Source organism: Geodermatophilus dictyosporus (assembly GCF_900115505.1).
GTDB lineage: Bacteria > Actinomycetota > Actinomycetes > Mycobacteriales > Geodermatophilaceae > Geodermatophilus > Geodermatophilus dictyosporus.
Map to the genome: position 1 here is coordinate 109,934 of NZ_FOWQ01000005.1, position 21,804 is coordinate 131,737.

18 protein-coding genes are annotated in these 21,804 nt (G+C 73.0%); 6 read left to right on the forward strand and 12 right to left on the reverse strand.

Annotated elements, in window-relative coordinates; all coding sequences use genetic code 11:
• Nucleotides 1-21: 21 nt before the first annotated feature.
• Complete coding sequence (gene purU, locus BMZ33_RS13420) at nucleotides 22-870, reverse strand: formyltetrahydrofolate deformylase (RefSeq protein ID WP_091111264.1); 849 nt, start codon at nucleotides 868-870, stop codon at nucleotides 22-24.
• Between the two features lie 10 nt (nucleotides 871-880).
• Nucleotides 881-2,254, reverse strand: coding sequence for an L-serine ammonia-lyase (locus tag BMZ33_RS13425; protein ID WP_091111267.1), 1,374 nt, complete (start codon nucleotides 2,252-2,254; stop codon nucleotides 881-883).
• 142 nt (nucleotides 2,255-2,396) lie between these two features.
• On the opposite strand from BMZ33_RS13425, the gene BMZ33_RS13430 reads away from it, so the two are divergent.
• Nucleotides 2,397-3,065: a GntR family transcriptional regulator gene (locus BMZ33_RS13430; RefSeq protein ID WP_169064289.1), complete on the forward strand. Its 669-nt coding sequence runs from the start codon at nucleotides 2,397-2,399 to the stop codon at nucleotides 3,063-3,065.
• 70 nt (nucleotides 3,066-3,135) lie between these two features.
• Here BMZ33_RS13430 and folP read toward each other — a convergent pair whose 3' ends face one another.
• From folP to glyA, 7 genes are read right to left on the reverse strand one after another with little or no spacing between them, the layout of a single operon-like run.
• Nucleotides 3,136-4,011 carry a dihydropteroate synthase gene (gene folP, locus BMZ33_RS13435; protein ID WP_091111271.1) on the reverse strand — a complete coding sequence of 292 codons (876 nt, stop codon included), beginning with the start codon at nucleotides 4,009-4,011 and terminating at the stop codon, nucleotides 3,136-3,138.
• Between the two features lie 39 nt (nucleotides 4,012-4,050).
• Nucleotides 4,051-6,519, reverse strand: coding sequence for a GcvT family protein (locus BMZ33_RS13440; RefSeq protein WP_091111273.1), 2,469 nt, complete (start codon nucleotides 6,517-6,519; stop codon nucleotides 4,051-4,053).
• A gap of 25 nt (nucleotides 6,520-6,544) precedes the next feature.
• Nucleotides 6,545-7,135: a sarcosine oxidase subunit gamma gene (locus BMZ33_RS13445; RefSeq protein ID WP_091111276.1), complete on the reverse strand. Its 591-nt coding sequence runs from the start codon at nucleotides 7,133-7,135 to the stop codon at nucleotides 6,545-6,547.
• The gene (locus BMZ33_RS13450; RefSeq protein WP_091111278.1) at nucleotides 7,128-9,986 is read right to left on the reverse strand and encodes a 2Fe-2S iron-sulfur cluster-binding protein; all 2,859 of its coding nucleotides are present in this window, start codon (nucleotides 9,984-9,986) and stop codon (nucleotides 7,128-7,130) included. Before BMZ33_RS13450 ends, BMZ33_RS13445 begins: the two co-directional genes overlap by 8 nt.
• Entirely contained in the window at nucleotides 9,983-10,297 is a 315-nt protein-coding gene (locus tag BMZ33_RS13455) for a sarcosine oxidase subunit delta (protein WP_091111280.1), read from the reverse strand. The genes BMZ33_RS13450 and BMZ33_RS13455 overlap by 4 nt, the downstream gene beginning before the upstream one ends.
• A gap of 31 nt (nucleotides 10,298-10,328) precedes the next feature.
• Nucleotides 10,329-11,561 carry a sarcosine oxidase subunit beta family protein gene (locus BMZ33_RS13460; protein ID WP_091111283.1) on the reverse strand — a complete coding sequence of 411 codons (1,233 nt, stop codon included), beginning with the start codon at nucleotides 11,559-11,561 and terminating at the stop codon, nucleotides 10,329-10,331.
• On the reverse strand, nucleotides 11,558-12,880 hold the full coding sequence (glyA, locus tag BMZ33_RS13465) for a serine hydroxymethyltransferase (RefSeq protein ID WP_091111286.1): 1,323 nt from the start codon (nucleotides 12,878-12,880) through the stop codon (nucleotides 11,558-11,560). Before glyA ends, BMZ33_RS13460 begins: the two co-directional genes overlap by 4 nt.
• A 184-nt stretch (nucleotides 12,881-13,064) precedes the next feature.
• Between glyA and BMZ33_RS13470 the strand changes: the two genes are divergently transcribed.
• From BMZ33_RS13470 to BMZ33_RS13480, 3 genes are all read left to right on the forward strand, one after another.
• On the forward strand, nucleotides 13,065-14,156 hold the full coding sequence (locus BMZ33_RS13470) for an S-(hydroxymethyl)mycothiol dehydrogenase (RefSeq protein ID WP_091111288.1): 1,092 nt from the start codon (nucleotides 13,065-13,067) through the stop codon (nucleotides 14,154-14,156).
• The gene (locus tag BMZ33_RS13475) at nucleotides 14,153-14,602 is read left to right on the forward strand and encodes an MBL fold metallo-hydrolase (RefSeq protein ID WP_091111291.1); all 450 of its coding nucleotides are present in this window, start codon (nucleotides 14,153-14,155) and stop codon (nucleotides 14,600-14,602) included. Before BMZ33_RS13470 ends, BMZ33_RS13475 begins: the two co-directional genes overlap by 4 nt.
• 184 nt (nucleotides 14,603-14,786) lie before the next feature.
• Nucleotides 14,787-15,521 carry a methylenetetrahydrofolate reductase gene (locus tag BMZ33_RS13480; protein WP_169064290.1) on the forward strand — a complete coding sequence of 245 codons (735 nt, stop codon included), beginning with the start codon at nucleotides 14,787-14,789 and terminating at the stop codon, nucleotides 15,519-15,521.
• 73 nt (nucleotides 15,522-15,594) lie between these two features.
• Here BMZ33_RS13480 and BMZ33_RS13485 read toward each other — a convergent pair whose 3' ends face one another.
• Together BMZ33_RS13485 and BMZ33_RS13490 are read right to left on the reverse strand one after the other, a co-directional pair.
• Nucleotides 15,595-16,716 (reverse strand): aromatic ring-hydroxylating oxygenase subunit alpha, encoded by a 1,122-nt coding sequence (locus tag BMZ33_RS13485; protein ID WP_091111296.1) that lies wholly within the window; start codon nucleotides 16,714-16,716, stop codon nucleotides 15,595-15,597.
• Between the two features lie 203 nt (nucleotides 16,717-16,919).
• Complete coding sequence (locus BMZ33_RS13490; RefSeq protein ID WP_169064291.1) at nucleotides 16,920-17,663, reverse strand: IclR family transcriptional regulator; 744 nt, start codon at nucleotides 17,661-17,663, stop codon at nucleotides 16,920-16,922.
• A 187-nt stretch (nucleotides 17,664-17,850) separates the two neighbouring features.
• Between BMZ33_RS13490 and BMZ33_RS13495 the strand changes: the two genes are divergently transcribed.
• On the forward strand, nucleotides 17,851-18,171 hold the full coding sequence (locus BMZ33_RS13495) for a bifunctional 3-phenylpropionate/cinnamic acid dioxygenase ferredoxin subunit (RefSeq protein ID WP_091111298.1): 321 nt from the start codon (nucleotides 17,851-17,853) through the stop codon (nucleotides 18,169-18,171).
• Entirely contained in the window at nucleotides 18,168-19,340 is a 1,173-nt protein-coding gene (locus BMZ33_RS13500; protein WP_091111300.1) for an NAD(P)/FAD-dependent oxidoreductase, read from the forward strand. Before BMZ33_RS13495 ends, BMZ33_RS13500 begins: the two co-directional genes overlap by 4 nt.
• Before the next feature lie 419 nt (nucleotides 19,341-19,759).
• Here BMZ33_RS13500 and BMZ33_RS13505 read toward each other — a convergent pair whose 3' ends face one another.
• Nucleotides 19,760-21,538 carry a BCCT family transporter gene (locus tag BMZ33_RS13505; protein WP_169064292.1) on the reverse strand — a complete coding sequence of 593 codons (1,779 nt, stop codon included), beginning with the start codon at nucleotides 21,536-21,538 and terminating at the stop codon, nucleotides 19,760-19,762.
• Nucleotides 21,539-21,804: the final 266 nt, after the last annotated feature.

Below are 21,804 nucleotides of genomic sequence, written 5' to 3' on the forward strand. Positions count from 1 at the left end.
GAGGGGGACCCGGCGGCCGGTTCACCGGAAGACCACGGTGCTGTTCCCGTTGAGGAGCACCCGCTGCTCGCTGTGCCACCGGACGGCACGCGACAGCGCCAGCGCCTCGGCGTCCTGGCCGACCGTCGCCAGTGCGCGGGGGTCGTAGGTGTGGTCGATGCGGATGACCTCCTGCTCGATGATCGGGCCCTCGTCCAGGTCGGGGGTGACGTAGTGGGCCGTCGCGCCGACCAGCTTGACCCCGCGGTCGAAGGCCTGGTGGTAGGGCTTGGCGCCCTTGAACCCCGGCAGGAAGGAGTGGTGGATGTTGATCGCCCGGCCGTACAGGGCGGCGCACGTCTCGTCGGAGAGGATCTGCATGTAGCGGGCCAGCACGACCAGGTCGGCCCGGTACTCGTCGACCAGCTCGAGCAGCCGGGCCTCGGCCTCCCGCTTGGTCGCCGGCGTCACGGGCAGGTGGACGAACGGGAGACCCGCGGCCTCCGCCATCGGGCGCAGGTCCTCGTGGTTGGACACCACGGCGACGAGCTGGGCGCCGAGGCTGCCGGCCCGCCACCGGAAGATCAGGTCGTTGAGGCAGTGACCGAGCCTGGACACCATGACCACCACCCGCTGCGGCTGCTCCCCGCTGACCCGGTAGCCCATGCCGAACTCGTCGGCCACCGCCCGGAAGTCCGCCGAGAGGCGCTCGCAGTCGGTGTCCTCGGCGCACACGAAGGCCGTGCGCAGGAAGAGCTGGCCGCGGACGGGGTCGTCGAACTGCTGGTGCTCGACGATGTCGCAGCCGTGCTGGAACAGGAACGAGCTGACCGCGTGCACGATGCCCGGGCGCTCCTGGCAGCTGAGCGTGAGGGTGAACGGGTGGGACACGGGTGCCTCCTCAGCACTCGACGATGTTGAGCGCCAGCCCGCCACGGGCGGTCTCCTTGTACTTGTCCTTCATGTCCGCACCGGTCTCGCGCATCGTCTTGATCGCCTTGTCCAGCGGCACGTGGTGCCGGCCGTCCCCCCGCACGGCCATGCGCGCGGCGGTGATGGCCTTGACCGAGCCGACGGCGTTGCGCTCGATGCACGGGATCTGCACCAGCCCACCCACCGGGTCGCAGGTGAGTCCGAGGTTGTGCTCGATGCCGATCTCGGCGGCGTTCTCCACCTGCTCGGGCGTCCCCCCGAGCACCTCCGCGAGGCCCGCTGCGGCCATCGAGCAGGCCGAGCCCACCTCGCCCTGGCACCCGACCTCGGCACCGGAGATGGAGGCGTTCTCCTTGAACAGCAGCCCGACCGCCGCGGCGGTGAGCAGGAACCGCACCACGCCGTCCTCGCCGTAGGAGTCGACGAAGTCCCGGTAGTAGTGCAGGACGGCGGGCACGATGCCGGCGGCGCCGTTGGTCGGTGCGGTCACCACGCGGCCGCCGGCGGCGTTCTCCTCGTTGACCGCCAGTGCGTAGAGGGTGACCCAGTCCATCGCGCGGAGCGGGTCGGCCTCGTCCGGGGAACTGTCCAGCTGCGCGCGCAGCGCAGCCGCGCGCCGGCGGACCCTCAGCCCGCCGGGGAGGACGCCGGTGGTCCGCGTGCCCCGCTCGACGCACTCCTGCATCACCGACCAGACGTGCAGCAGGCCGGCGCGGACCTCCGCCTCGCCCCGCCAGGCCAGCTCGTTGGCCAGCATCACGTCGCTGATCCGCAGGCCCGTCTCCCGCGTCCGGGCCAGCAGCTCCTCACCGGTCCGGAACGGGTGCCGGACGGGCGTGGCGTCCTCGACGACGGCCGGGTTGCCGGCGTCGTCCTCGTCGAGGACGAACCCGCCGCCCACCGAGTAGTACTCGCGCCGGTCGACCTCGTCCCCTCCGGCGTCCAGGGCCCGGAAGAGCATGCCGTTGCTGTGGAAGTCCAGCCGCTTGCGACGGTGCAGCACGACGTCGTCGTCGACCGAGAACGCGATGGGGTGCTCTCCGGCCAGCGCCAGCTCGCCCGCGCGGCGGACGGCGTCGACCCGCGGCCCGGCCGCGACCGGGTCGACCAGGTCGGGCTGCTCCCCCTCGAGGCCGAGGACGACCGCCGGAACGCTGCCGTGTCCGTGCCCGGTCGCTCCCAGCGACCCGAACAGCTCGCAGCGCACCCCCCTCACCCGTCCCAGCAGGCCCTCGTCGCGGAGCCGGGAGGCGAAGGTGCAGGCCGCGCGCATGGGGCCGACCGTGTGCGAGCTCGACGGGCCGATGCCGACCTTGAACAGGTCGAAGGCGCTGATGGTCACCCGTGCCTCCCTCTCCCCCGCCGGTGCGCCGCCACCCCCTGCGGAGCCAGGTACACAGTTGGTATATCAGATGTAGAGTCACGGTATGTCGATCCCTCTGACGAGGCAAGGCCCGTCGGCCGACAGCCTCTACGATCTGCTCGTGACCGCTGCGCCCCTGGATCTCGACTCGTCCGCCGTCGCGTCGCTGGCGGACAAGGCCTACGTGGCGATCAGGGACCGGCTGATCATGCTCGCCATCCGCCCGGGCGACCCGATCGACGACGACGAGCTGGCCAAGGACCTCGGGGTGGGCCGGACGCCGGTCCGTGAGGCGCTGAAGCGGCTCGAGGGGGACCGGCTCGTGGTGTCCTACCCCCGGCGAGGGACCTTCGCGACCGGCATGGACATCTCCGACCTGGCGCACATCTCGGACATCCGCGCCCAGCTCGAGCCGTTGGCGGCGCGCCGTGCCGCCGAGCGTGCCGTGCGCACGTCGCTCGCCGAGCTGGAGGAGCTGGCCGCACGCATCCAGCACCTGGACGTCGCCCGGACCGACCGGACCGAGCTGATGCGCTGGGACCTCGCCGTGCACCGGGCCATCTACCGGGCCGCCGGCAACCCCCACCTGGAGGACGTCCTGATCCGCTACGACAACCTGGCGACGCGGATCTTCTGCCTGTTCCTCGACCGGCTGCCCACGGTCGACGAGCACGTCGGGGAGCACGTCGAGCTGCTCCGCGCGATCGCCGCCGGCGACGCCGACCGGGCCGACGACCTCGCCCGTGAGCACGTGCTGGGGTTCGAGCAGGCGATCCGCGCGGTGATCTGAGGAAGGACCCCCCTGCCCCCCACCGCTCGCAAGCTCGCGGCAGGACCCTGCAGGGGGCCGTTCCAGCACGTCACCGGGCCGGAGCAACGGCGTCGAGGACGGCGAGGACGTCCCGCGTGGCCGCGACGTCGTGCACGCGGAGCAGGGTGGCTCCTCGCTGGACCGCCACGACGGCCGCGGCCAGGGAGCCGGGCAGCCGGTCCGCCACGGTCCGCCCGGTGAGCTGCCCGAGCACCGACTTCCGGGACAGCCCCACCATGACCGGGACGCCCAGGCAGGTGAACGCGTCGAGCGACGCCAGGAGTGCGACGTCGTGCGTCAGCGTCTTGCCGAACCCGAACCCCGGGTCCACCACGAGGTGCTCCTGCCGGATGCCGGCACCGAGGCAGGCACGCACCCGCTCGGCCAGGAAGGTGCGCACGTCCACGACGACGTCCCGGTACCGCGGGTCCTCCTGCATGGTCTCCGGCGACCCCTGCACGTGCACGAGGCACACCGGCACGCCCAGCTCCGCCGCGGCCTCGAGAGCTCCCGGCGACCGCAGCGCCCGGACGTCGTTGACCATGCTCGCCCCGGCCGCCACGGCTGCCCTCATGACCTCGGGACGCGAGGTGTCCACGGAGAGCGGTACCGGGACCTGCCGGCTCAGGGCCTCGACCACCGGGACGACGCGGTCCAGCTCCTCGGCGAGGGTCGGCGGGCGCGAGCCGGGTCGGGTGGACTCCCCGCCGACGTCGACGAGGTCGGCCCCTTCGGCGGCCAGGGTGCGCCCGTGCTCGACGGCCCGGTCGACGTCGACGAAGCGCCCGCCGTCGGAGAAGGAGTCGGGGGTCACGTTGAGGACGCCGCAGACCAGCGGCGCTCTGGTCGCGAGCACCCGGTCGAGGGGGTGCGGTGAGGTGCCGGTGGCCGCGGGCGTGCGGTCGGCCAACGCCGTGCCGGTCATCTGGCTGCTCCGTCTCCTCGGCGTCCGGCAGGTCCTCCCTCAGCCCCGGATCCGGGACATCCCGGGGTCGACGAGCGGCTCGGCGGCGACCGTCGCGCGGATGCGGGCGCCGAAGTACCCGATCTCGACGCTCGTGCCGACGGTCGCCGAGGCCGGCAGCCAGGCGTAGGCGACGGGCCGGCCGACGGTGTGCCCGAAGGCCGCGCTCGTCACGTAGCCGGCCGGGCGCCCGTCGACGAACACCGGCTCGTGGCCGAGGACGACGCTGCGGCCGTCGTCGACCGTCAGGCACGACAGCCGGCGGCTCACCGTGTCGTCGCCCCTCCCCTCGAGCGCCTGCCGTCCGACGAAGTCCGCGGTCTTCTGCTTGCGCACCGCGAACCCGAGACCGGCCTCGTAGGGGTCGTGCTCGGTGGTCATGTCGTGGCCCCAGGCGCGGTAGCCCTTCTCCAGCCGGAGGCTGTTGAAGGCCGCCCGGCCGGCCGCGACGACGCCGAGGTCCTGGCCGGCGCGCCACAGCACGTCCCACAGCCGCTGTCCGTGGTCGGCGCTGGTGTAGAGCTCCCAGCCGAGCTCCCCGACGTAGGACAGCCGCATCGCCGTCACCGGCACTCCCCCGATCCGGGCCCGCTTGGCGCGGAAGTACCTCAGCCCGTCGTTGGTGAAGTCGTCGGCACTGACCCGCGTCACCAGGTCGCGGGCGCGCGGGCCCCACAGCCCGATGCAGCACGTGCCGCCGGTGACGTCCCGGACCTGCACGCTGCCGTCGTCCGGCGCCTCGCGCAGCAGGAGGTCGTGGTCGAGGGGGCCGTTGGCGCCGACCTGGAAGAGCTGCTCGCCGAGCCGGGCGACGGTGAGGTCACTGCGGATGCCGCCGCCCTCGTCGAGGGCCAGCGTGTAGGTCACCGACCCGACGGACTTGTCCATCTCCCCGGTCGTGAGCCGCTGCAGGAGCGCCAGAGCGCCGGGGCCGCTGACCTCGAGCCGCTTGAGGGGCGTCATGTCGTACAGCGCGACGGCGGTGCGGGTCCGCCACGCCTCGGCCGCCGCGATCGGCGACCAGAACCGCGCCGCCCACGCGTCGCGCTCCGGCGGCACCCACTCCGCGGGCAGCTCGCCCACCAGGTGCGCGTTGGCCTCGTACCAGTGCGGCCGCTCCCAGCCGGCGGCCTCGAGGAAGACCGCGCCGAGCTCCCGCTGCCGGGTGTGGAAGGGGCTGAGCCGCAGGTCACGGGGAGACAGTCGCGGCTGCAGCGGGTGGATCACGTCGTAGACCTCGACGAAGTTCTGCTGTGAGGTCTCACGGACGTACTCCGGCGCGAGCTGGACCTCCTCGAAGCGGTGCACGTCGCAGCCGTGCAGGTCCACCTCGCTGCGGCCGTCGACGAGCAGCTGGGCGACCGCCTTGGCCACCCCGCCCGAGTGGGTCACCCAGACCGCCTCGGCGATCCAGAAGCCCGCCACGTCCCGCGACTCCCCGATCAGCGGGCCGCCGTCCGGGGTGAAGGAGAAGACTCCGTTGAAGCCGGAGTCGATCTTCGAGGACTGCAGCGAGGGCAGCAGCAGCCGGCTCTCCTCCCACTGGGCGGCGAAGTCCTCCTCGGTGAAGGGCAGCATCGAGGGCATCGACTCCTCCCGGACGCCGTCCCCCTGCGGCAGCTCGCGCAGGTCGACCGGCATCGGCCGGTGGGCGTAGGAGCCGATGCCGAGGCAGTCCCCGCGCTCCCGGTAGTAGAGGTCCTGGTCCTGGTGACGCAGGATCGGCAGGCTCGCCTCGCTGCGCTCGTCGTTGCGGCCGACCAGGTCCGGCACCTGGCCGGTCCAGACGAACTGGTGGGCCAGCGGCAGCAGCGGCACGTCCATCCCCACCATGGCGCCCAGTTCCTGGCCCCAGAAGCCGGCGCAGGAGACGACGACGTCGGCGGGGATGACGCCGTCGGGCGTCCGGACGCCGGTCACCCGGCCGCCCGCCTGCTCGATGCCGGTCACCCGGGTCGAGCCCTGGAACCGCGCCCCGCGGGACTCGGCGCGGCGGGCGAGCGCGACGACCGCCCGGGATGCCTTGGCCAGGCCGTCGGAGGGGATGTACAGCCCGCCGAGGATGCGCTCACGGTCGACCAGCGGGTGCAGCCGTACGCACTCGCCCGCGTCGACCACCCGTGCCTCGACGCCCCAGGAGGTGGCCCAGCCCTGCTTGCGGTGCAGGTCGGCGAGCCGCTCCGGCGTCGTGGCGACCTCGAGGCCGCCGACCTGGTTGAAGCACCAGGCCCCGTCGACGTCGATGCTCCTCAGCTTCTCGACCGTGTAGCTGGCGAACGCCGTCATGGTCTTCGAGGCGTTGGTCTGGAAGACCAGCCCCGGTGCGTGCGACGTGGAGCCCCCGGTCAGCGGGAGGGGCCCCTGGTCGACGACGGTGACGCGGTCCCAGCCACGGGCGGTCAGCTCGTCGGCCAGGTTGGCGCCGACGATCCCCGCTCCGATGACGACCACACGAGGGGTGGTGGACATTGCTCAGCTCCTGACTGACGGCGGGTCAGCGGTCGTGGGTGGGGGTGGTCGTGAACTCGAGGGCCGCGTCGAGCAGCCAGTCGGCCAGGTAGCCGGCGAACGACGACCGCACGAGGACGACGACGTCGTCGGCGGCGTCGAAGAGGGCCAGGAGGACGACGCCGGCCTGGCCCAGCGTCGTCTGCGCGCTGCTCCCCCGCCCGAACACCCGCGGGTGCAGGTCGATCGAGCAGCCCTTGGCCAGGACGTCGCGCACCCGTGCACCCGTCAGCCGCAGGCCGATCCGCTGCGCGGAGACGTCGGTCGCGGATCCGCCCAGCGGGAGGACGGCGGCGCGGACCCGGGCCTCGAGCTCCTCCGGCGTCTCCGTGGTGCTGCTGAGCAGCCACTCGTCGGGGCCCAGCCAGACGGCCCGCCCCGTGCCGGCCGGCACCCAGGTGCCGGGAGCCGTCGGCAGGTCGACGCCCAGGGCCGCCGACGCCGCGGCGCCGACCGTGCCGAGCCGGACGTCGACCATCGCGACGTACGGCTCGACGGCGATCCGCACGGTGTCGGGCAGGCGCTCGAGGGCGTCGGTCCACGCGTCGAGCGGGGAGGTGCGCAGCAGCTCAGCCATCGCGACGGGCTCCTTCGGGATCGACCAGCACCGGACCGGTGACCTCGACCGGGACGAGGGTGCCGTCGACGGGGACGTGGACGGTCTCGCCGATGCGCTCCCGGCCGCCCTTGACCAGAGCCAGGGCGAAGGGGCGGGCGAGCTCGGCGCTGCGGTAGCTGGAGGTGACGTGGCCGAGCATCGGGACCGGCGGGGGCGGCAGCCGGCCGTCGGTGCGGAACTCCACGATCTGCGAGCCCTCCGGCAGGACGGTCTGCCGGTCCACGGGGAGCAGCCCCACCAGGTGCTTGCGCAGCGGGTCCTGGTTGGCCGGACGGGCGAAGGAGCGCTTGCCGACGAAGTCGGGCTTCTTCTTCGAGACCGCCCAGGCCATGCCGAGGTCGTGCGGGGTGACGGTGCCGTCGGTGTCCTGCCCGATGATCGGGTAACCCTTCTCCGCGCGCAGGACGTGCATGGTCTCCGTGCCGTACGGCGTGATGCCGTACGGGCGGCCGGCGTCGAGCAGCCGCTGCCACACCGCGACCGCGTACCAGGGGTTGACGTAGACCTCGAAGGCCAGCTCGCCGGAGAAGCTGATCCGGGCCAGCCGGACCGGCACCCCGTCGAGGGTGGTGTCCCGCCAGGTCATGAACGGGAAGGCCTCGGCGGAGACGTCCACCTGCGGGAAGACCGCGCCGACGACGTCGCGGGAGCGCGGGCCGACGACCGGGAAGGTGCACCACTGCTCGGTGACCGAGGTGCAGTGGACCCGCAGGTCCGGCCACTCGGTCTGGACCCACTCCTCCATCCAGTCGAGGACCTTGGCCGCGCCGCCGGTGGTGGTGAGGACCAGGAAGCGGTCCTCGGCCAGCCGCAGCACCGTGCCGTCGTCGATCACCATGCCGTCGACGCCGCACATGACCCCGTAGCGGACCGAACCGACCTTCAGGCTGCTCATCAGGTTCGTGTAGAGCCGGTCCAGCAGGACGGCGGCGTCCGGGCCCTGGACGTCGATCTTGCCGAGCGTGGAGCCGTCGAGGATCCCGACGCCGGTGCGGGCCGCGGCGCACTCCCGGAGGACCGCGGCCTCCATGTCCTCGCCGGGCCGCGGGTAGTGGCGGGGGCGCTTCCACTGGCCGACGTCCTCGAAGACCGCGCCCGCCGCCACGTGCCACTCGTGCAGGGCGGTGACCCGCTCGGGGTCGAAGAGCCGGCCGCGGTCGCGGCCGGCCAGCGCGGCGAAGGCCACGGGCGTGTAGGGCGGACGGAACGTGGTCGTCCCGGTGTCCTGCACCGGGATCGCGAGCAGCTCGGCGGTGATCCCGGAGGTGAGGACCCCGGAGGTCTTGCCCTGGTCGTGCGCGGTCCCGATCGTCGTGTAGCGCTTGACGTGCTCGATGGAGCGCAGGCCGGCGCCGATCGCGCGGGCGATGTCGGCGACCGTCGCGTCGCGCTGCAGGTCCACGAACGAGGTGCTGCCGTCGGCGCCCGAGGTGTCCGGCACCCGCCACAGCACCAGGGGCGGGGTGGGGACGGCGGACTCCGGGGCGGTGGGCAGCCGGTCGTCGGCCGCCGGCGGGCCGGCCAGCGTGGCGCGGGCCACGCGCTGCCCGTCGGTCAGGCAGCCGGCCAGGTCGGGCACACCGGCAGCGGAGCCGGCCACGGCCAGGCCGTCGAGCTCCTCCCCGGGGAGGAAGGCGCCGAGGGCCGCGTCGTAGCGGAGCCGGCCGCGGGCCTGGCTGAACAGGTGGACCGCGGGGTTCCAGCCCCCGCTGACCAGGAGCAGGTCGCAGGTGATCGCGCTGCCGGCGCCGACCTCGCCGTCCGCGAACGGGGCGACGAGGGCGTGCGTGATCCGCTCGGCGCCCCGCGTGCCGGTCACGACGGCGCCGGACAGGACGCGGATGCCGGCGCGCTCACACTCCGCGCGGCGCGGCGAGCCCTCCGGCCGGGCGTCGACCACCGCCTGCACGTGCACACCCGCGCGGTGCAGGTCGAGGGCGGCGTCGTAGGCGCTGTCGTTCGTGGTGAACACGACGGCCTCGCGGCCGGGCAGCACGCCGTAGCGGTGCAGGAACGTGCGGGCGGCGCCGGCGAGCATGATCCCCGGCCGGTCGTTGTCGGCGAAGACGACCGGGCGCTCGTGCGCCCCCGTCGCGACGACGATCGAGCGCGCCCGGATGCGCCACACCCGCTGGCGGGAGACGTGCTTGGGCGCGGCGGCACCGAGGTGGTCGGTGCGCCGCTCCAGCGCCAGGACGAAGCCGTCGTCGTAGCTGCCGAAGGCGGTGGTGCGCTGCAGGTGCAGCACCTCGGGGAGGCCGGCCAGCTCGGCGACCGCCGCGGCGACCCACTGCAGCGCGGGGGCGTCGTCGAGCCGCTCGGTGCCCGACAGCAGCGAGCCGCCGGCCTCGGACTGCTCGTCGACGAGCGCGACGCGGGCACCGGCCCGCGCGGCGGTGAGCGCGGCGGCCAGCCCCGCGGGTCCGGCACCCACGACCAGCACGTCGACGTGGTGGTGGACCGCGTCGTAGCGGGCGGAGTCGGGGACGTCGGCGAGGCGGCCCTGCCCCGGCAGGCCGTGGGCGGCCAGCCCCTCGTGGAGTTCGACGGTGGTGGCCAGGAGCATCGGCTCGGGGAAGGGCTCCTCGATCTGCACCAGGCCGCCCGGGTCCTCGGCCCAGGCGGCGGCGATGCCGCGCGGCCGGCCGAGCTTGATGCTCGTGGCGATCTGGTGCCGGCCGTTCGCGAGCAGCGCCGAGGCCAGCGTGTCGCCGGGGTGACCGCGAAGGGTCTGCCCGTCGAAGGTGAACTCGACGGTGGTGGCGCGGTCGATGCGGCCGCCCGTCGAGGTGCGGAAGGGACTCGTCACGGGGCTGTTCCCTCCTCGCGCGACCTCGCGAGCTCGGTCACGCCCGGCTTCGGGTCATCGAGGCGGTAGACGCGCTCGAAGCGGTAGGTGGCGGTGTCGCGGATCGCGTTGAACCAGCGGCGGCAGCCGGCGCTGTGGTTCCAGCGCTCGGCGAAGCGGCCCTTGGGGTTGTCGCGGAAGAAGACGTAGTGCGCCCACTCCTCGTCGGAGAGCTCGGCGGGGCTGTCCGGGTAGGGGACGTGGGCCTGGCCGCCGTAGTGGAACTCGACCTCCTCGCGGGGGCCGCACCACGGGCACGCGATGAGTTGCACGGGAGACTCCTGGGTGGGCTGGGCGAGGGCGTCAGTGGGCCACGGCAGCCGCGCCGTGCTCGTCGACGAGCGCGCCGGTGACGAAGCGGTCGAGGGTGAACGGCGCCACGTACGGGTGGGGCTCGTCGTGGGCGATGGTGTACGCCAGGGCCGAGCCGATGCCGGGCGTGGCCTTGAACCCGCCGGTGCCCCAGCCGCAGTTGAGGTAGACGTTGTCGTAAGGGGTCCGCCCGACGATCGGCGAGGCGTCGGGGCTGACGTCGACGATGCCGCCCCAGGTGCGCAGCAGGTGCGCCCGCGCGAACACCGGGAAGAGCTCGACGGCGGCGGCCATCTGGCGCTCGATGACGTGGAAGGCGCCGCGCTGGCCGTAGCCGTTGTAGGAGTCGACGCCGGCGCCCATGACCAGCTCGCCCTTGTGCGCCTGCGAGACGTACACGTGGACGGCGTTGGACATGACCACCGTGGGGTGCACCGGCTCGAGCAGCTCGGAGACCAGCGCCTGCAGCGGGTGGCTCTGCACCGGGACGCGGATGCCGAGCATGCCGGTGAGCACGGAGGTGTGGCCGGCTGCGCAGAGGGCCACGGTGCCCGCGCCGATGGTGCCGCGGGTGGTCCGCACCCCGGTGACCCGGTTGCCGTCGGTGGTGAACCCGGTGACCTCGCAGTCCTGGACGAGGTCGACGCCGGCCTCGTCCGCGCGGCGGGCGAAGCCCCAGGCCACGTAGTCATGCTTGGCGATGCCCGCGCGCGGCTGGTACGTCGCCCCCAGGACCGGGTAGCGGATGTCGGTCGAGGTGTTGACGACCGGGCAGACCTTGCGGACCTCGTCCGGCTCCAGCCACTCCGCGTCGACGCCGTTGAGCTTGTTCGCCTCGACCCGGCGCACGCTGTCACGGACGTCCTGCAGGGTGTGGGCGAGGTTGAGCACGCCGCGCTGGCTGAACAGGATCGGGTAGCCGAGGTCCTCCTCGAGCCCCTCCCACAGCTTCAGCGCGTGCTCGTAGATGGCCGAGCTCTCGTCCCAGAGGTAGTTGGAGCGGATGATCGTGGTGTTGCGGGCCATGTTGCCGCCGGCCAGCCAGCCCTTCTCCAGCACCGCCACGTTCGTGATGCCGTGGTTCTTGGCCAGGTAGTGCGCCGTGGCCAGGCCGTGCCCGCCGCCTCCGACGATCACCACGTCGTAGGAGCGCTTCGGCTCCGCGTCACGCCAGAGACGGTCCGGGTGCTCGGGCAGGTCCGCGCCGGGGGTGCGGGGGCTCATCGGGGGACCTCCGTCAGGTCGGGGTAGAGCGGGTGGCGGTCGGCCAGCCGGGTGACCCGCGTGCGGAGCCGGGCCAGCTCCTCGTCCCCGGTGTCGGGGCGGAGGGCGGCGGCGATCACGTCGGCGACCTCGGCGAAGTCGTCGAGGCCGAAGCCGCGGGCCGCCAGCGCGGGGGTGCCGATGCGGACCCCGGAGCTGACCATGGGCGGGCGGGGGTCGAAGGGCACCGCGTTGCGGTTGACGGTGATGCCGGTGGCGTGCAGCCGGTCCTCGGCCTGCCGGCCGTCGAGCTCCGACCCGCGCAGGTCGACCAGGACGAGGTGGACGTCGGTGCCGCCGCTGACCACGTCGACGCCGGCCGCCCGGGAGTCCGGTGCCAGCAGCCGGTCGGCCAGGATCCGGGCGCCGGCGAGCGTCCGCTCCTGGCGCTCGCGGAACGCGGGCTCGCCGGCCAGCTTGAAGGCCACCGCCTTGGCGGCGATCACGTGCTCCAGGGGCCCGCCCTGCTGGCCGGGGAAGACCGAGGAGTTGAACTTCCTGGCCAGCTCGCCCGTGGCCAGGATGACGCCGCCGCGCGGACCGCCGAGGGTCTTGTGGGTGGTCGAGGTGACCACGTGCGCGTGCGGGACGGGCGAGGGGTGCAGTCCGGCGGCCACCAGTCCTGCGAAGTGGGCCATGTCGACCATCAGGTAGGCGCCGACCTCGTCGGCGATCCGCCGGAACTCGGCGAAGTCCAGCTGCCGCGGGTAGGCCGACCAGCCGGCGATGACGAGCCTGGGCCGGCGCTCGTGCGCCAGTTGCTCGACCTCGGCCATGTCCACGCGGTGGTCGTCGGGCCGCACGTGGTAGGCCGCGACGTCGTAGAGCTTGCCGGAGAAGTTCAGCTTCATCCCGTGGGTCAGGTGACCGCCGTGCGCCAGGTCCAGCCCCAGGATGGTGTCCCCGGGCTGCAGGAGCGCCGACATCGCCGCCGCGTTGGCCTGCGCACCGGAGTGCGGCTGCACGTTGGCGTACTCGGCGCCGAACAGCGTCGTCAGCCGGTCGATGGCCAGCTGCTCGACGACGTCGACGTGCTCGCAGCCCCCGTAGTAGCGCCGGCCGGGATAGCCCTCGGCGTACTTGTTGGTCAGCACCGACCCCTGGGCCTGCATCACCGCGACCGGGGCAGAGTTCTCGCTGGCGATCATCTCCAGCGTGGTCTGCTGCCGGGTCAGCTCGGCGGCGATCGCCTCGAAGACCTCCGGGTCGGTGGCCTCCAGCGACCGGTCGAGCCAGCGGCCGGGAGCCGTCGGCGGAGCCTCGTCGATCTGGACGGCCATGCCGTGATCCCCTCTGTCGGAATTCATGACGAGAACTGGTATATCAGTCGTCCAACAATCTAGGGTGACGTCGGGCAGGGGTCAAGGGGTGGCTGGACCGTCGTCCGGCAGCGCTCCTGCACCGGACACCCGTCCCCACCGGCGCGACCCGCTCGCGCATCTCCAGGAGAGGAGCTCCACCGCCATGACCTACGAGGTGAAGGGCGTCGTCGCCCGCAGCAAGGGTGCCCCGGTGACCGTCGAGACGATCCTCGTGCCGGACCCCGGGCCCGGTGAGGCGATCGTCGACGTGCAGGCCTGCGGCGTCTGCGCCACCGACCTGCACTACCGCGAGGGCAACATCAGCGACGACTTCCCGTTCCTGCTCGGCCACGAGGCCGCCGGGGTCGTCTCGGCGGTCGGCGACGGCGTGACGGACGTGGCCGTCGGCGACTACGTCGTCCTCAACTGGCGGGCGGTGTGCGGGCAGTGCCGCGCCTGCCTCAGGGGCGAGCCGCAGTACTGCTTCGACACCCACAACGCCGCGCAGAAGATGACCCTGGCCGACGGCACGGAGCTGTCCCCGGCACTGGGCATCGGCGCGTTCGCCGGGAAGACGCTCGTCCACTCCGGGCAGTGCACGAAGATCGACCCCGCCGCCCCGGCCACCGCCGCCGGGCTGCTCGGCTGCGGCGTCATGGCCGGCGCCGGTGCCGCGATGAACACCGGCGCGGTCAGGCGGGGCGAGAGCGTGGCCGTCTTCGGCTGCGGCGGGGTCGGCGACGCCGCCATCGCGGGCGCGAAGCTCGCCGGGGCGACCACGATCGTCGCCGTCGACGTCGAGGACCGGAAGCTCGAGTGGGCGAGGCAGTTCGGCGCCACCCACACCGTGAACTCGAAGGAGACCGATCCGGTCGAGGCGATCAGGGCCCTGACCGGCGGCTTCGGCGTCGACGTCGCCATCGACGCCGTCGGCCACCCGAAGGTCTTCGAGCAGGCGTTCTACGCCCGCGACCTCGCCGGCCGCGTCGTCATGGTCGGCGTGCCCGCCCCGGACGTGCGCATCGAGCTGCCGGCCATCGAGGTCTTCGGCCGGGGCGGGGCGATCAAGTCGTCCTGGTACGGCGACTGCCTGCCGTCCCGCGACTTCCCGATGCTGGTCGACCTGTACCTGCAGGGCCGCTTCCCGCTCGACGAGTTCGTCGGCGAGGCCATCGGCCTCGACGACGTGGAGGAGGCCTTCGACGACCTGCGCCGGGGCGAGGTGCTGCGCTCGGTCGTGGTGCTCGACAAGTGAGCGCCCGCATCGAGAAGGCCGTCGTCAGCGGGGTGTCCAGCCTCGACGGGCAGGACTTCGACGTCGACGACGACGTCTGGCTCGTCGGCGACGACGAGGAGGTGCTCGTGATCGACGCCCCGCACCGGGTCGGGCCGATCGTCGAGGCCGTCGGCGGCCGGCGGGTGACCGCGATCGCGCTCACCCACGGGCACGACGACCACGTCACCGCCGCCGTCGACCTGCGCGAGGCCACCGGCGCGCCGATCTGGTCCCACCCCGCCGACCAGATGCTGTGGGACGTGGTCCACGGCGGGCCCGGCGCCACCGGCCGCAGCTCCGGCGACCACCCGACGATCGTGCGATCCATCCGGGACACGCTGCCGCCCCTCCCCGGGGACACGGTCGTCAGGACCGGCCACGGTGACGACACGACGATCGCCGCGGAGGCGGGCCGTGCCGGTTGAGGTGCGAGGCGGGTCCCGCGCACCGAGCAGGACCCACCCGCCTACTCCGGTCCACCGCGGACCGCGGCGGCGGTCCTCGGCCGCGCTGGAGCAGGCGCTGCGGGAGGCGAGCTACGAGGTCCTACCGCTGCGCGGGACCGAGGAGTCGGTCGTCGAGCACGTCCCCCCGAGCGTGCCCCTCACCGTGACGGTGACCGAGGCCAAGGGCCTGACGCCCACGCTCGACCTGGCGGAACGCCTGTCCGGTCACGGGTTCACGGTGACCCCTCACCTGGCCGCCCGACTCGTCCGCGACGCCGCCCACCTGTCCGACGTCGTCGCACGCCTCCACGCCGCGGACGTCGACAGCGTGTTCGTCGTCGGGGGCGACGCCCCCGATCCTGCCGGAGAGTCCCCCGACGCCCTCGGTCTGCTCGAGGCGCTGGAGACCGCCGGACACTCCTTCCGGCACGTGGGGATCGGCGGCCATCCCGAGGGACACGGTCACATCAGCACGGCACTGATCGAGCGCGCCCTCGAACGGAAGACCCCGCACGCCACCCACGTCATCACGCAGCTGTGCTTCTCCGCCCCGACGACGACGACCTGGGCACGGAACGTCGCGCTGCGGGGCGTCGACCTGCCGGTCCGGATCGGTCTCCCCGGCGCGGTGACGCGGCAGAAGCTGGTGCGCATCTCGGCCGGCCTCGGGCTCGGGCAGTCGGCCCGCTTCCTGTCGAGGCAGCACAGCCTGTTCTGGCGCTTCTTCCTGCCGCACGGCTACCGGCCGGATCGGCTCGTCGACGGTCTCGCGCACACCCTCGGGGATCCCGAGCACCACCTGCGGGGCTTCCACTTCTCCACCTTCAACGAGGTGGCGCGGACGGAGGCGTGGCGGCAGGACCGGCTGGCTCGCCTGTCCGACGCAGGCACGGGGTAGCGGAGGCTCCGCTCAGCGCACCGAGGGGCCGGGAGGACGTCGTCCTCCCGGCCCCTCGGGAGCGGGTCCGGCCTCAGCCCGACAGGCGCTGGGTCAACCACTCGTGGAAGGCGCCGATGTGGTGCTCGGAGGGGACGAGCACGCCGCCGTTGGCGTAGGCCCGCGAGGACATGGCCGGCTGGGTGCGCTCGCAGGCCTCGAAGTCCTGCTCGTTGACCCGGTGGAACAGCTCCACCGACCGGGACACGTCCTTGCCCGAATCCACCACGTCGCGGGAGTAGAGCCAGTCGCACTCCACGATCGTCCGGTCCTCCGCGACCGGGAACATGCGGTGGAAGATCACGTGGTCGGGCACCAGGTTGACGAAGACCGTCGGCCGGACGGTGATGGCGTAGTAGCGGCGGTCCTGGTCCTCGGCGACGCCGGGGAGCTTGCCGAAGCCCTCGGTGCCGTCGACGGTGAAGCCCTGGACCTCCTCACCGAACTCCGCGCCGTGCCCGACGAAGAACTGCGCGGCGTAGCCGTCGGCGAACTCCGGGAGCACCTCGGTCAGCTCCGGGTGGATGGTCGCGCAGTGGTAGCACTCCATGAAGTTCTCGATGATGAGCTTCCAGTTGGCCTTCACGTCGTAGGTGATGCGACGGCCCACCGTGAGCGAGTCCAGCTCCCAGCGGTCGATGGACTCCAGGTCGCCGAGCCGCTCGACGATGGCGCCCATGACGTCGTCCTCGAACGACGGGGGCTCCGTCGCCAGACACACCCACGCGTACCCCAGCCACTCCCGCAGGTGCACCGGCACCAGCCCGTACTCCACACGGTCGATGTCGGGCATCTTCGTCAGGTTCGGGGCCGCGATCAGCTTGCCCTCGAGGTCGTAGGTCCAGGCGTGGTACGGGCACTGGAAGGCGCGCTTGACCGCACCGGAGTCCTCCGTGCAGATCTGCGCCCCGCGGTGCCGGCAGATGTTGAGGAACGCGCGCAGGCCGCCGTCCCGGCTGCGGACGACGAGCACGCTCTCCCTGCCCACCTGGACCTTCTTGAAGGAGCCGGGCGTCGGCAGGTCACTCGAGCGCACGGCGCAGAACCACATGTCCTCGAAGACGTGGGCCTGCTCCAGCGCGAAGACCTGGGGGTCGGTGTAGTAGTGGCCCGGCAACGTGGAGATGAGGCTCGCGGGCTGCTCGGTGGTGGTCATACGGCACCTCGGGGTTCCGTCGGGCGAGTGAGGGATGCGCCGGAAGTCGCACGACACGGGGTCTGCGACGAACCACGGTCGTCGTCCGCCAGCGAGCTCCAGACGACCGCCGTGTTGCACATTACTCAGTCGCTCGCGCACAGCGCAACAAAGGCCCTGTCACTCCTCGACCGCGAGCCGCCCGGAGCTGCAGCGGTACCGGCTCAGCGGGACTGGCTGAAGAAGCCCAGTCTCCTGCTCAACTCGTCCGCACCCGTCACCACGCGCCTGGCCAGCTTCGGGAAGTCCTCCGAGGCCATGCGGAAGGACGGCCCGGAGACGCTGAGTGCCGCGACGACGTCGCCGTCCGCGTCCCGGACGGGGGCAGCGACGGCGCTGAGCCCGACCTCGTACTCCTCGACGGTGCAGGCCCACCCCTGCTCGACGATCCGGTCGAGGTCCTGCCGGAGCACCTCGGGATCGGTGATCGTGGCGGGCGTGAAGCGCTGCAGGTCCCGGGACAGCACACCCTTGCGGACGGCGTCGGGAGCGTGCGCCAGCAGCACCTTGCCGCTCGACGTGGCGTGCAGGGGGGTGCCCTGCCCCACCCAGTTGTGCGTGCTCAGCGCCGCCGGCCCGCGGGCCTGGTTGACGTTCACCGCACGGTCGGTGTCGAGGATGGCGATGTTGACCGTCTCCTCGAGATCGGCCGCGAGGGCCTCGCAGATCCGCCGCCCCTCCCGGGCGATGTCGAGCTGAGCGGCAGCAGCGCCGGCGAGGCGCACGACACCGAAGCCGAGTCGGTACTTGCCCCGGTCGGCCAGCTGCTCGACGAAGCCCCGGCTCTCCAGCACCGCGACCAGCCGGAAGGCGGTGGACTTGTGCACGCCCAGCTCGGCGGCCACCTCCGTGACACCGGCCTCCCCGTGTGCCGCCAGGATCTCGAGGACGCTCAGCGCACGGTCCACGGACTGGACCGCGGCGACCGAGTTCCGCTCTCCGTTCGCGCCCCGTGGCCCACTCATGGCCTCAGCGTAGGTCGCCGACGGCACCGGACCCTGCCCGCTCTTGACGGGCCCGGCCGCCCTCCAGCATGCTGTTGCGTCATCGGCACAAAGTTGCGTTTGACGCAACAGCGATGAGCCTGGAGCGCACATGATCCTGGTCTGCCCCACGACCGCACTGCCGCCCGGCGAGGCGATCCGAGTCGAGGCCGACGAGCCCATCGCGGTCTTCAACGTCGACGGCGAGTTCTACGCGATCGACGACACCTGCACCCACCAGGACGCCTCGCTGGCCGACGGCTGGCTGGACGGCTGCGCGGTGGAGTGCCCGCTGCACGCCTCCTGCTTCGACCTGCGCACTGGGAAGGTGTCCGGCCCGCCGGCCAAGACCCCCGTCCGCACGCACCGGGTCGTCGTGGCGGACGGCATGGTCTACGTCCGGCCCGGGGTGGCCGCGGAGGGTGCTGCATGAGCCCGACCATCGCCGTCGTCGGGGCCTCGCTGGCCGGCCTCTCCGCTGCCCGGGCACTGCGCGACCAGTCCTACGACGGCCGCATCGTGGTCATCGGCGACGAGGTGCACGCCCCCTACGACCGCCCACCCCTGTCCAAGGACTTCCTCGCCGGCAGGGCCTCGTCCGACGACATCGCCCTGGGCGCGCCCGACGACGAGGACCTCCACCTCGAGTGGCGGCTCGGCACCACGGCGGTCGGCCTGGACCACCTCAGCCGCTCCGTGCTGCTCGAGGACGGCAGCGAGGTCCGGGCCGACGGCGTCGTCCTCGCCACGGGCGCCCGCGCCCGGCGCCTACCGGGGAGCGACGGCCTCGACGGCGTGCACGTGCTGCGCTCCCTGGACGACGCGATCGTCCTGCGGGAGGACCTGGCCCTCGCCGAGCGTCTCGTCGTGATCGGTGCCGGGTTCATCGGCGCCGAGGTCGCCTCCACGGCCCGCACGCTCGGACTGGACGTGACCGTCGTCGAGACGCAGCCCGTCCCGCTCGCCGGCCCGCTGGGCACCGACATGGGTGCCGTCTGCGCCGGACTCCACGCCGACCACGGCACCCGTCTGCTGGTCGGCACCGGGGTCGCCGGCCTGGTCGGCACCGGCAGGGTCGAGGCCGTCGAGCTGACCGACGGCACGCGCCTGCCCGCCGACGTGGTGGTCGTGGGCATCGGCGCCACACCCAACGTCGAGTGGCTCGCCCACTCCGGCGTGGCCCTCGGCAACGGCGTCCTCACCGACGTGCGCGGCGCCACCAACGTCCCCGGCGTGGTCGCGGTCGGCGACTGTGCCGCGACGTGGTCGGTCGCCGCGGAGCGGCACGTCCGCACCGAGCACTGGACCAGCGCGCTCGAGCAGCCGGCCACCGCGGCCGCCACCCTGCTGGGCACCGGGGGGCCGGTGCCCACGCCCGTGCCCTACTTCTGGTCCGACCAGTACGGCGCCCGCATCCAGTTCGCCGGTTCGCGGCGCGAGGGGGACGTCGCCCGCGTCGTGGAGGGCAGCTGCGCCGACCGCAGCTTCCTGGTGGTCTACGAGCGCGACGGGCACCCGGTGGCCGTCCTCGGGATGGACCAGCCCCGCCTGTTCACCCGGTGGCGCAGGCAGCTGCGCTCAGTGGTGCCGACGCCGTCCTGACCACCCGGCCCTGGCGCCCGGCGGCGACCACGGGGGGTCGGGAGCGCGGCACGTGACGCCAGGCCCCGGGCAGGAGCAGGCCACCGAGGCCCAGGAGGCCGCGGCCGGACAGCGCGAGGCCCCTGCAGCGACCCCAGCCGTCCGGCCCGGGCACCCGTGCACCGGCGACCCGGGCGCCGGCTGGAGATCCGGGACGAGGTCTCGACGAGCGGAACCGACCCGGGCGACCGGCTGCTGTCGGTCCTCTGTCGGTCCTCGCCGCGCTCCCGGCCCCGGGCCGGGCTGCCGGCGTGGCGGACCGCACCGGGCTCGCCGCGCCCTGCCGGCTCCTCCGCCGAACCGACGCGGCGGAGCCTCCCGGCACCGGAGCGGCACGCCGCAGCTCCGGTGCCGGGAGGCCCTCCGGGCCGGCCGGCGCGCTAGATGCGCGGACCGGACGGTCGGCCCATCGCCTCCGCCCTGGGCGAGGTCTGCGCGGGGACGGACGGCTCCCCTCCGGCCGGTGCCACGAAGTTGCCGCTCGGGCGGATGGGCAGCCGGCCGTTCGCCTCCGGGCTCACCGGGGGCGGCCCTCCCGCCCCCGCCGGGGTGTCCGACGACGGATCCGGCGTCTTCTCCACGACCAGGACGAAGTCGTCGCCGTGGCGGCTGATGCCGTCGACGACGGCCTGCTCGATGGCCAGGGAGGCGTAGTTGCCGCGCAGGACGATCGGGTCGTGGCGGAGGTCCTTGACCAGGCTCACCGCCATCGCCGCCATGACCAGCGCGAACGGCAGGGCCGCGATGATCGTCAGGTTCTGCAGCCCCGTCAGTGCGGCTCCGTCCTCTCCGAGCAGCAGCATGATCGCTGCGACGGAGCCCATCACCACGCCCCAGAAGACGACGACCCAGCGGCTCGGCTCCAGGGTGCCGCGCTGCGAGAGCGAGCCCATGACGATCGAGGCCGCGTCCGCACCGGACACGAAGAAGATCGCCACGAGGACCATCACGAGCACGGTCGCGGCGGTGGCCAGGGGGTACTGCTCGAGGACGGCGAACAACTGCCCCTCGGTGGTGCCCTGACCGGCGATGTCGACGCCGTTGCGCTGGGCGGCGATCCCGGCCCCGCCGAACACCGCGAACCACAGCAGGCTGACCAGACTGGGCACCAGGAGGACGCCCGTGACGAACTGACGGATGGTGCGGCCGCGGCTGATGCGGGCGATGAACAGCCCGACGAAGGGCGTCCAGCTGATCCACCACGCCCAGTAGAAGACCGTCCAGCCGCGCAGCCAGGTGGCCATCGCATCGCCACCGGTGGCCTCGGTGCGCGCGGCCATCTCACCGAGGTCGGAGAAGTAGCTGCCGACCGCATCGGGGATCAGGTTCAGGATGAGGATCGTCGGGCCGAGGACGAAGACGAACACCGCGAGCAGCAGGGCCAGGACCATGTTGGTGTTGGACAGCCACTGGATCCCACGATCGATGCCGGAGACGGCCGAGGCGACGAAGGCCGCGGTCAGGATCGCGATGATCGCGACCAGGACGCCGTTGCCGACGTCCCCGGCCCAGCCGAGGATCTCCACCCCGCTGCCGATCTGCAGGGCACCCAGGCCCAGGGATGCGGCCGACCCGAACAGCGTCGCGAAGATGGCCAGGACGTCGATGACGCGGCCGGCCGGTCCCTCGGCCCGCCGGCGGCCGAGCAGCGGGATGAAGGCGGAGCTGATCAACTGCCGGCGGCCCTTGCGGAAGGTGCCGTAGGCGATGGCCAGCCCGACGACGGCGTACATCGCCCACGGGTGCAGCGTCCAGTGGAACAGCGTGGTCGCCATCGCCGTCTGGATCGCCTCCGACGACTCGGCCTGGGTGGTCAGCGGGGGCGGCGCGACGAAGTGCGACAGCGGCTCGGCGACCCCGAAGAACATGAGGCCGATGCCCATGCCCGCACTGAACATCATCGCGATCCACGAGATGGTGCGGAACTCCGGCCGCTCGTTGTCGCGCCCGAGCGGGATCCGCCCGTATTTGCCGGCCGCCAGCCAGATGACGTAGACGACGAACGCCGAGGCCAGCAGCACGAACATCCACCCGAGGTTGCCGGTGATCCAGCCGAGGGCCGAGCCACTGGCGGTGCCGAGACCCGTCGGGCTCACGAAGCCCCAGGCGACGAAGCCCAGCGCCATGACCGCGGCGATGGCGAACAGGACCCTGTCCACGGCCCAGTGTCGGTCGGCGACGCAGGGCGGCGGCTCGGCGATCGCCGGGTGGGTGCCGGCCACGGTCACGTCCGTCGCATGGACGGCGGGGCGGTCCGCCGCGGTCGCAGCGCCGTTGTCGGACGGGGGATCGGACCCCACGGCTCCTGATCTGCTCCCCCGGGATGAGGACGAGGTGGGCTTCCGTGGGTTCTCCATGACGTTCCCCATCTCTGTTGCGTCATTCGAGACCGACTTCGCATGAGGGAACCAGAATGTCGACGGGC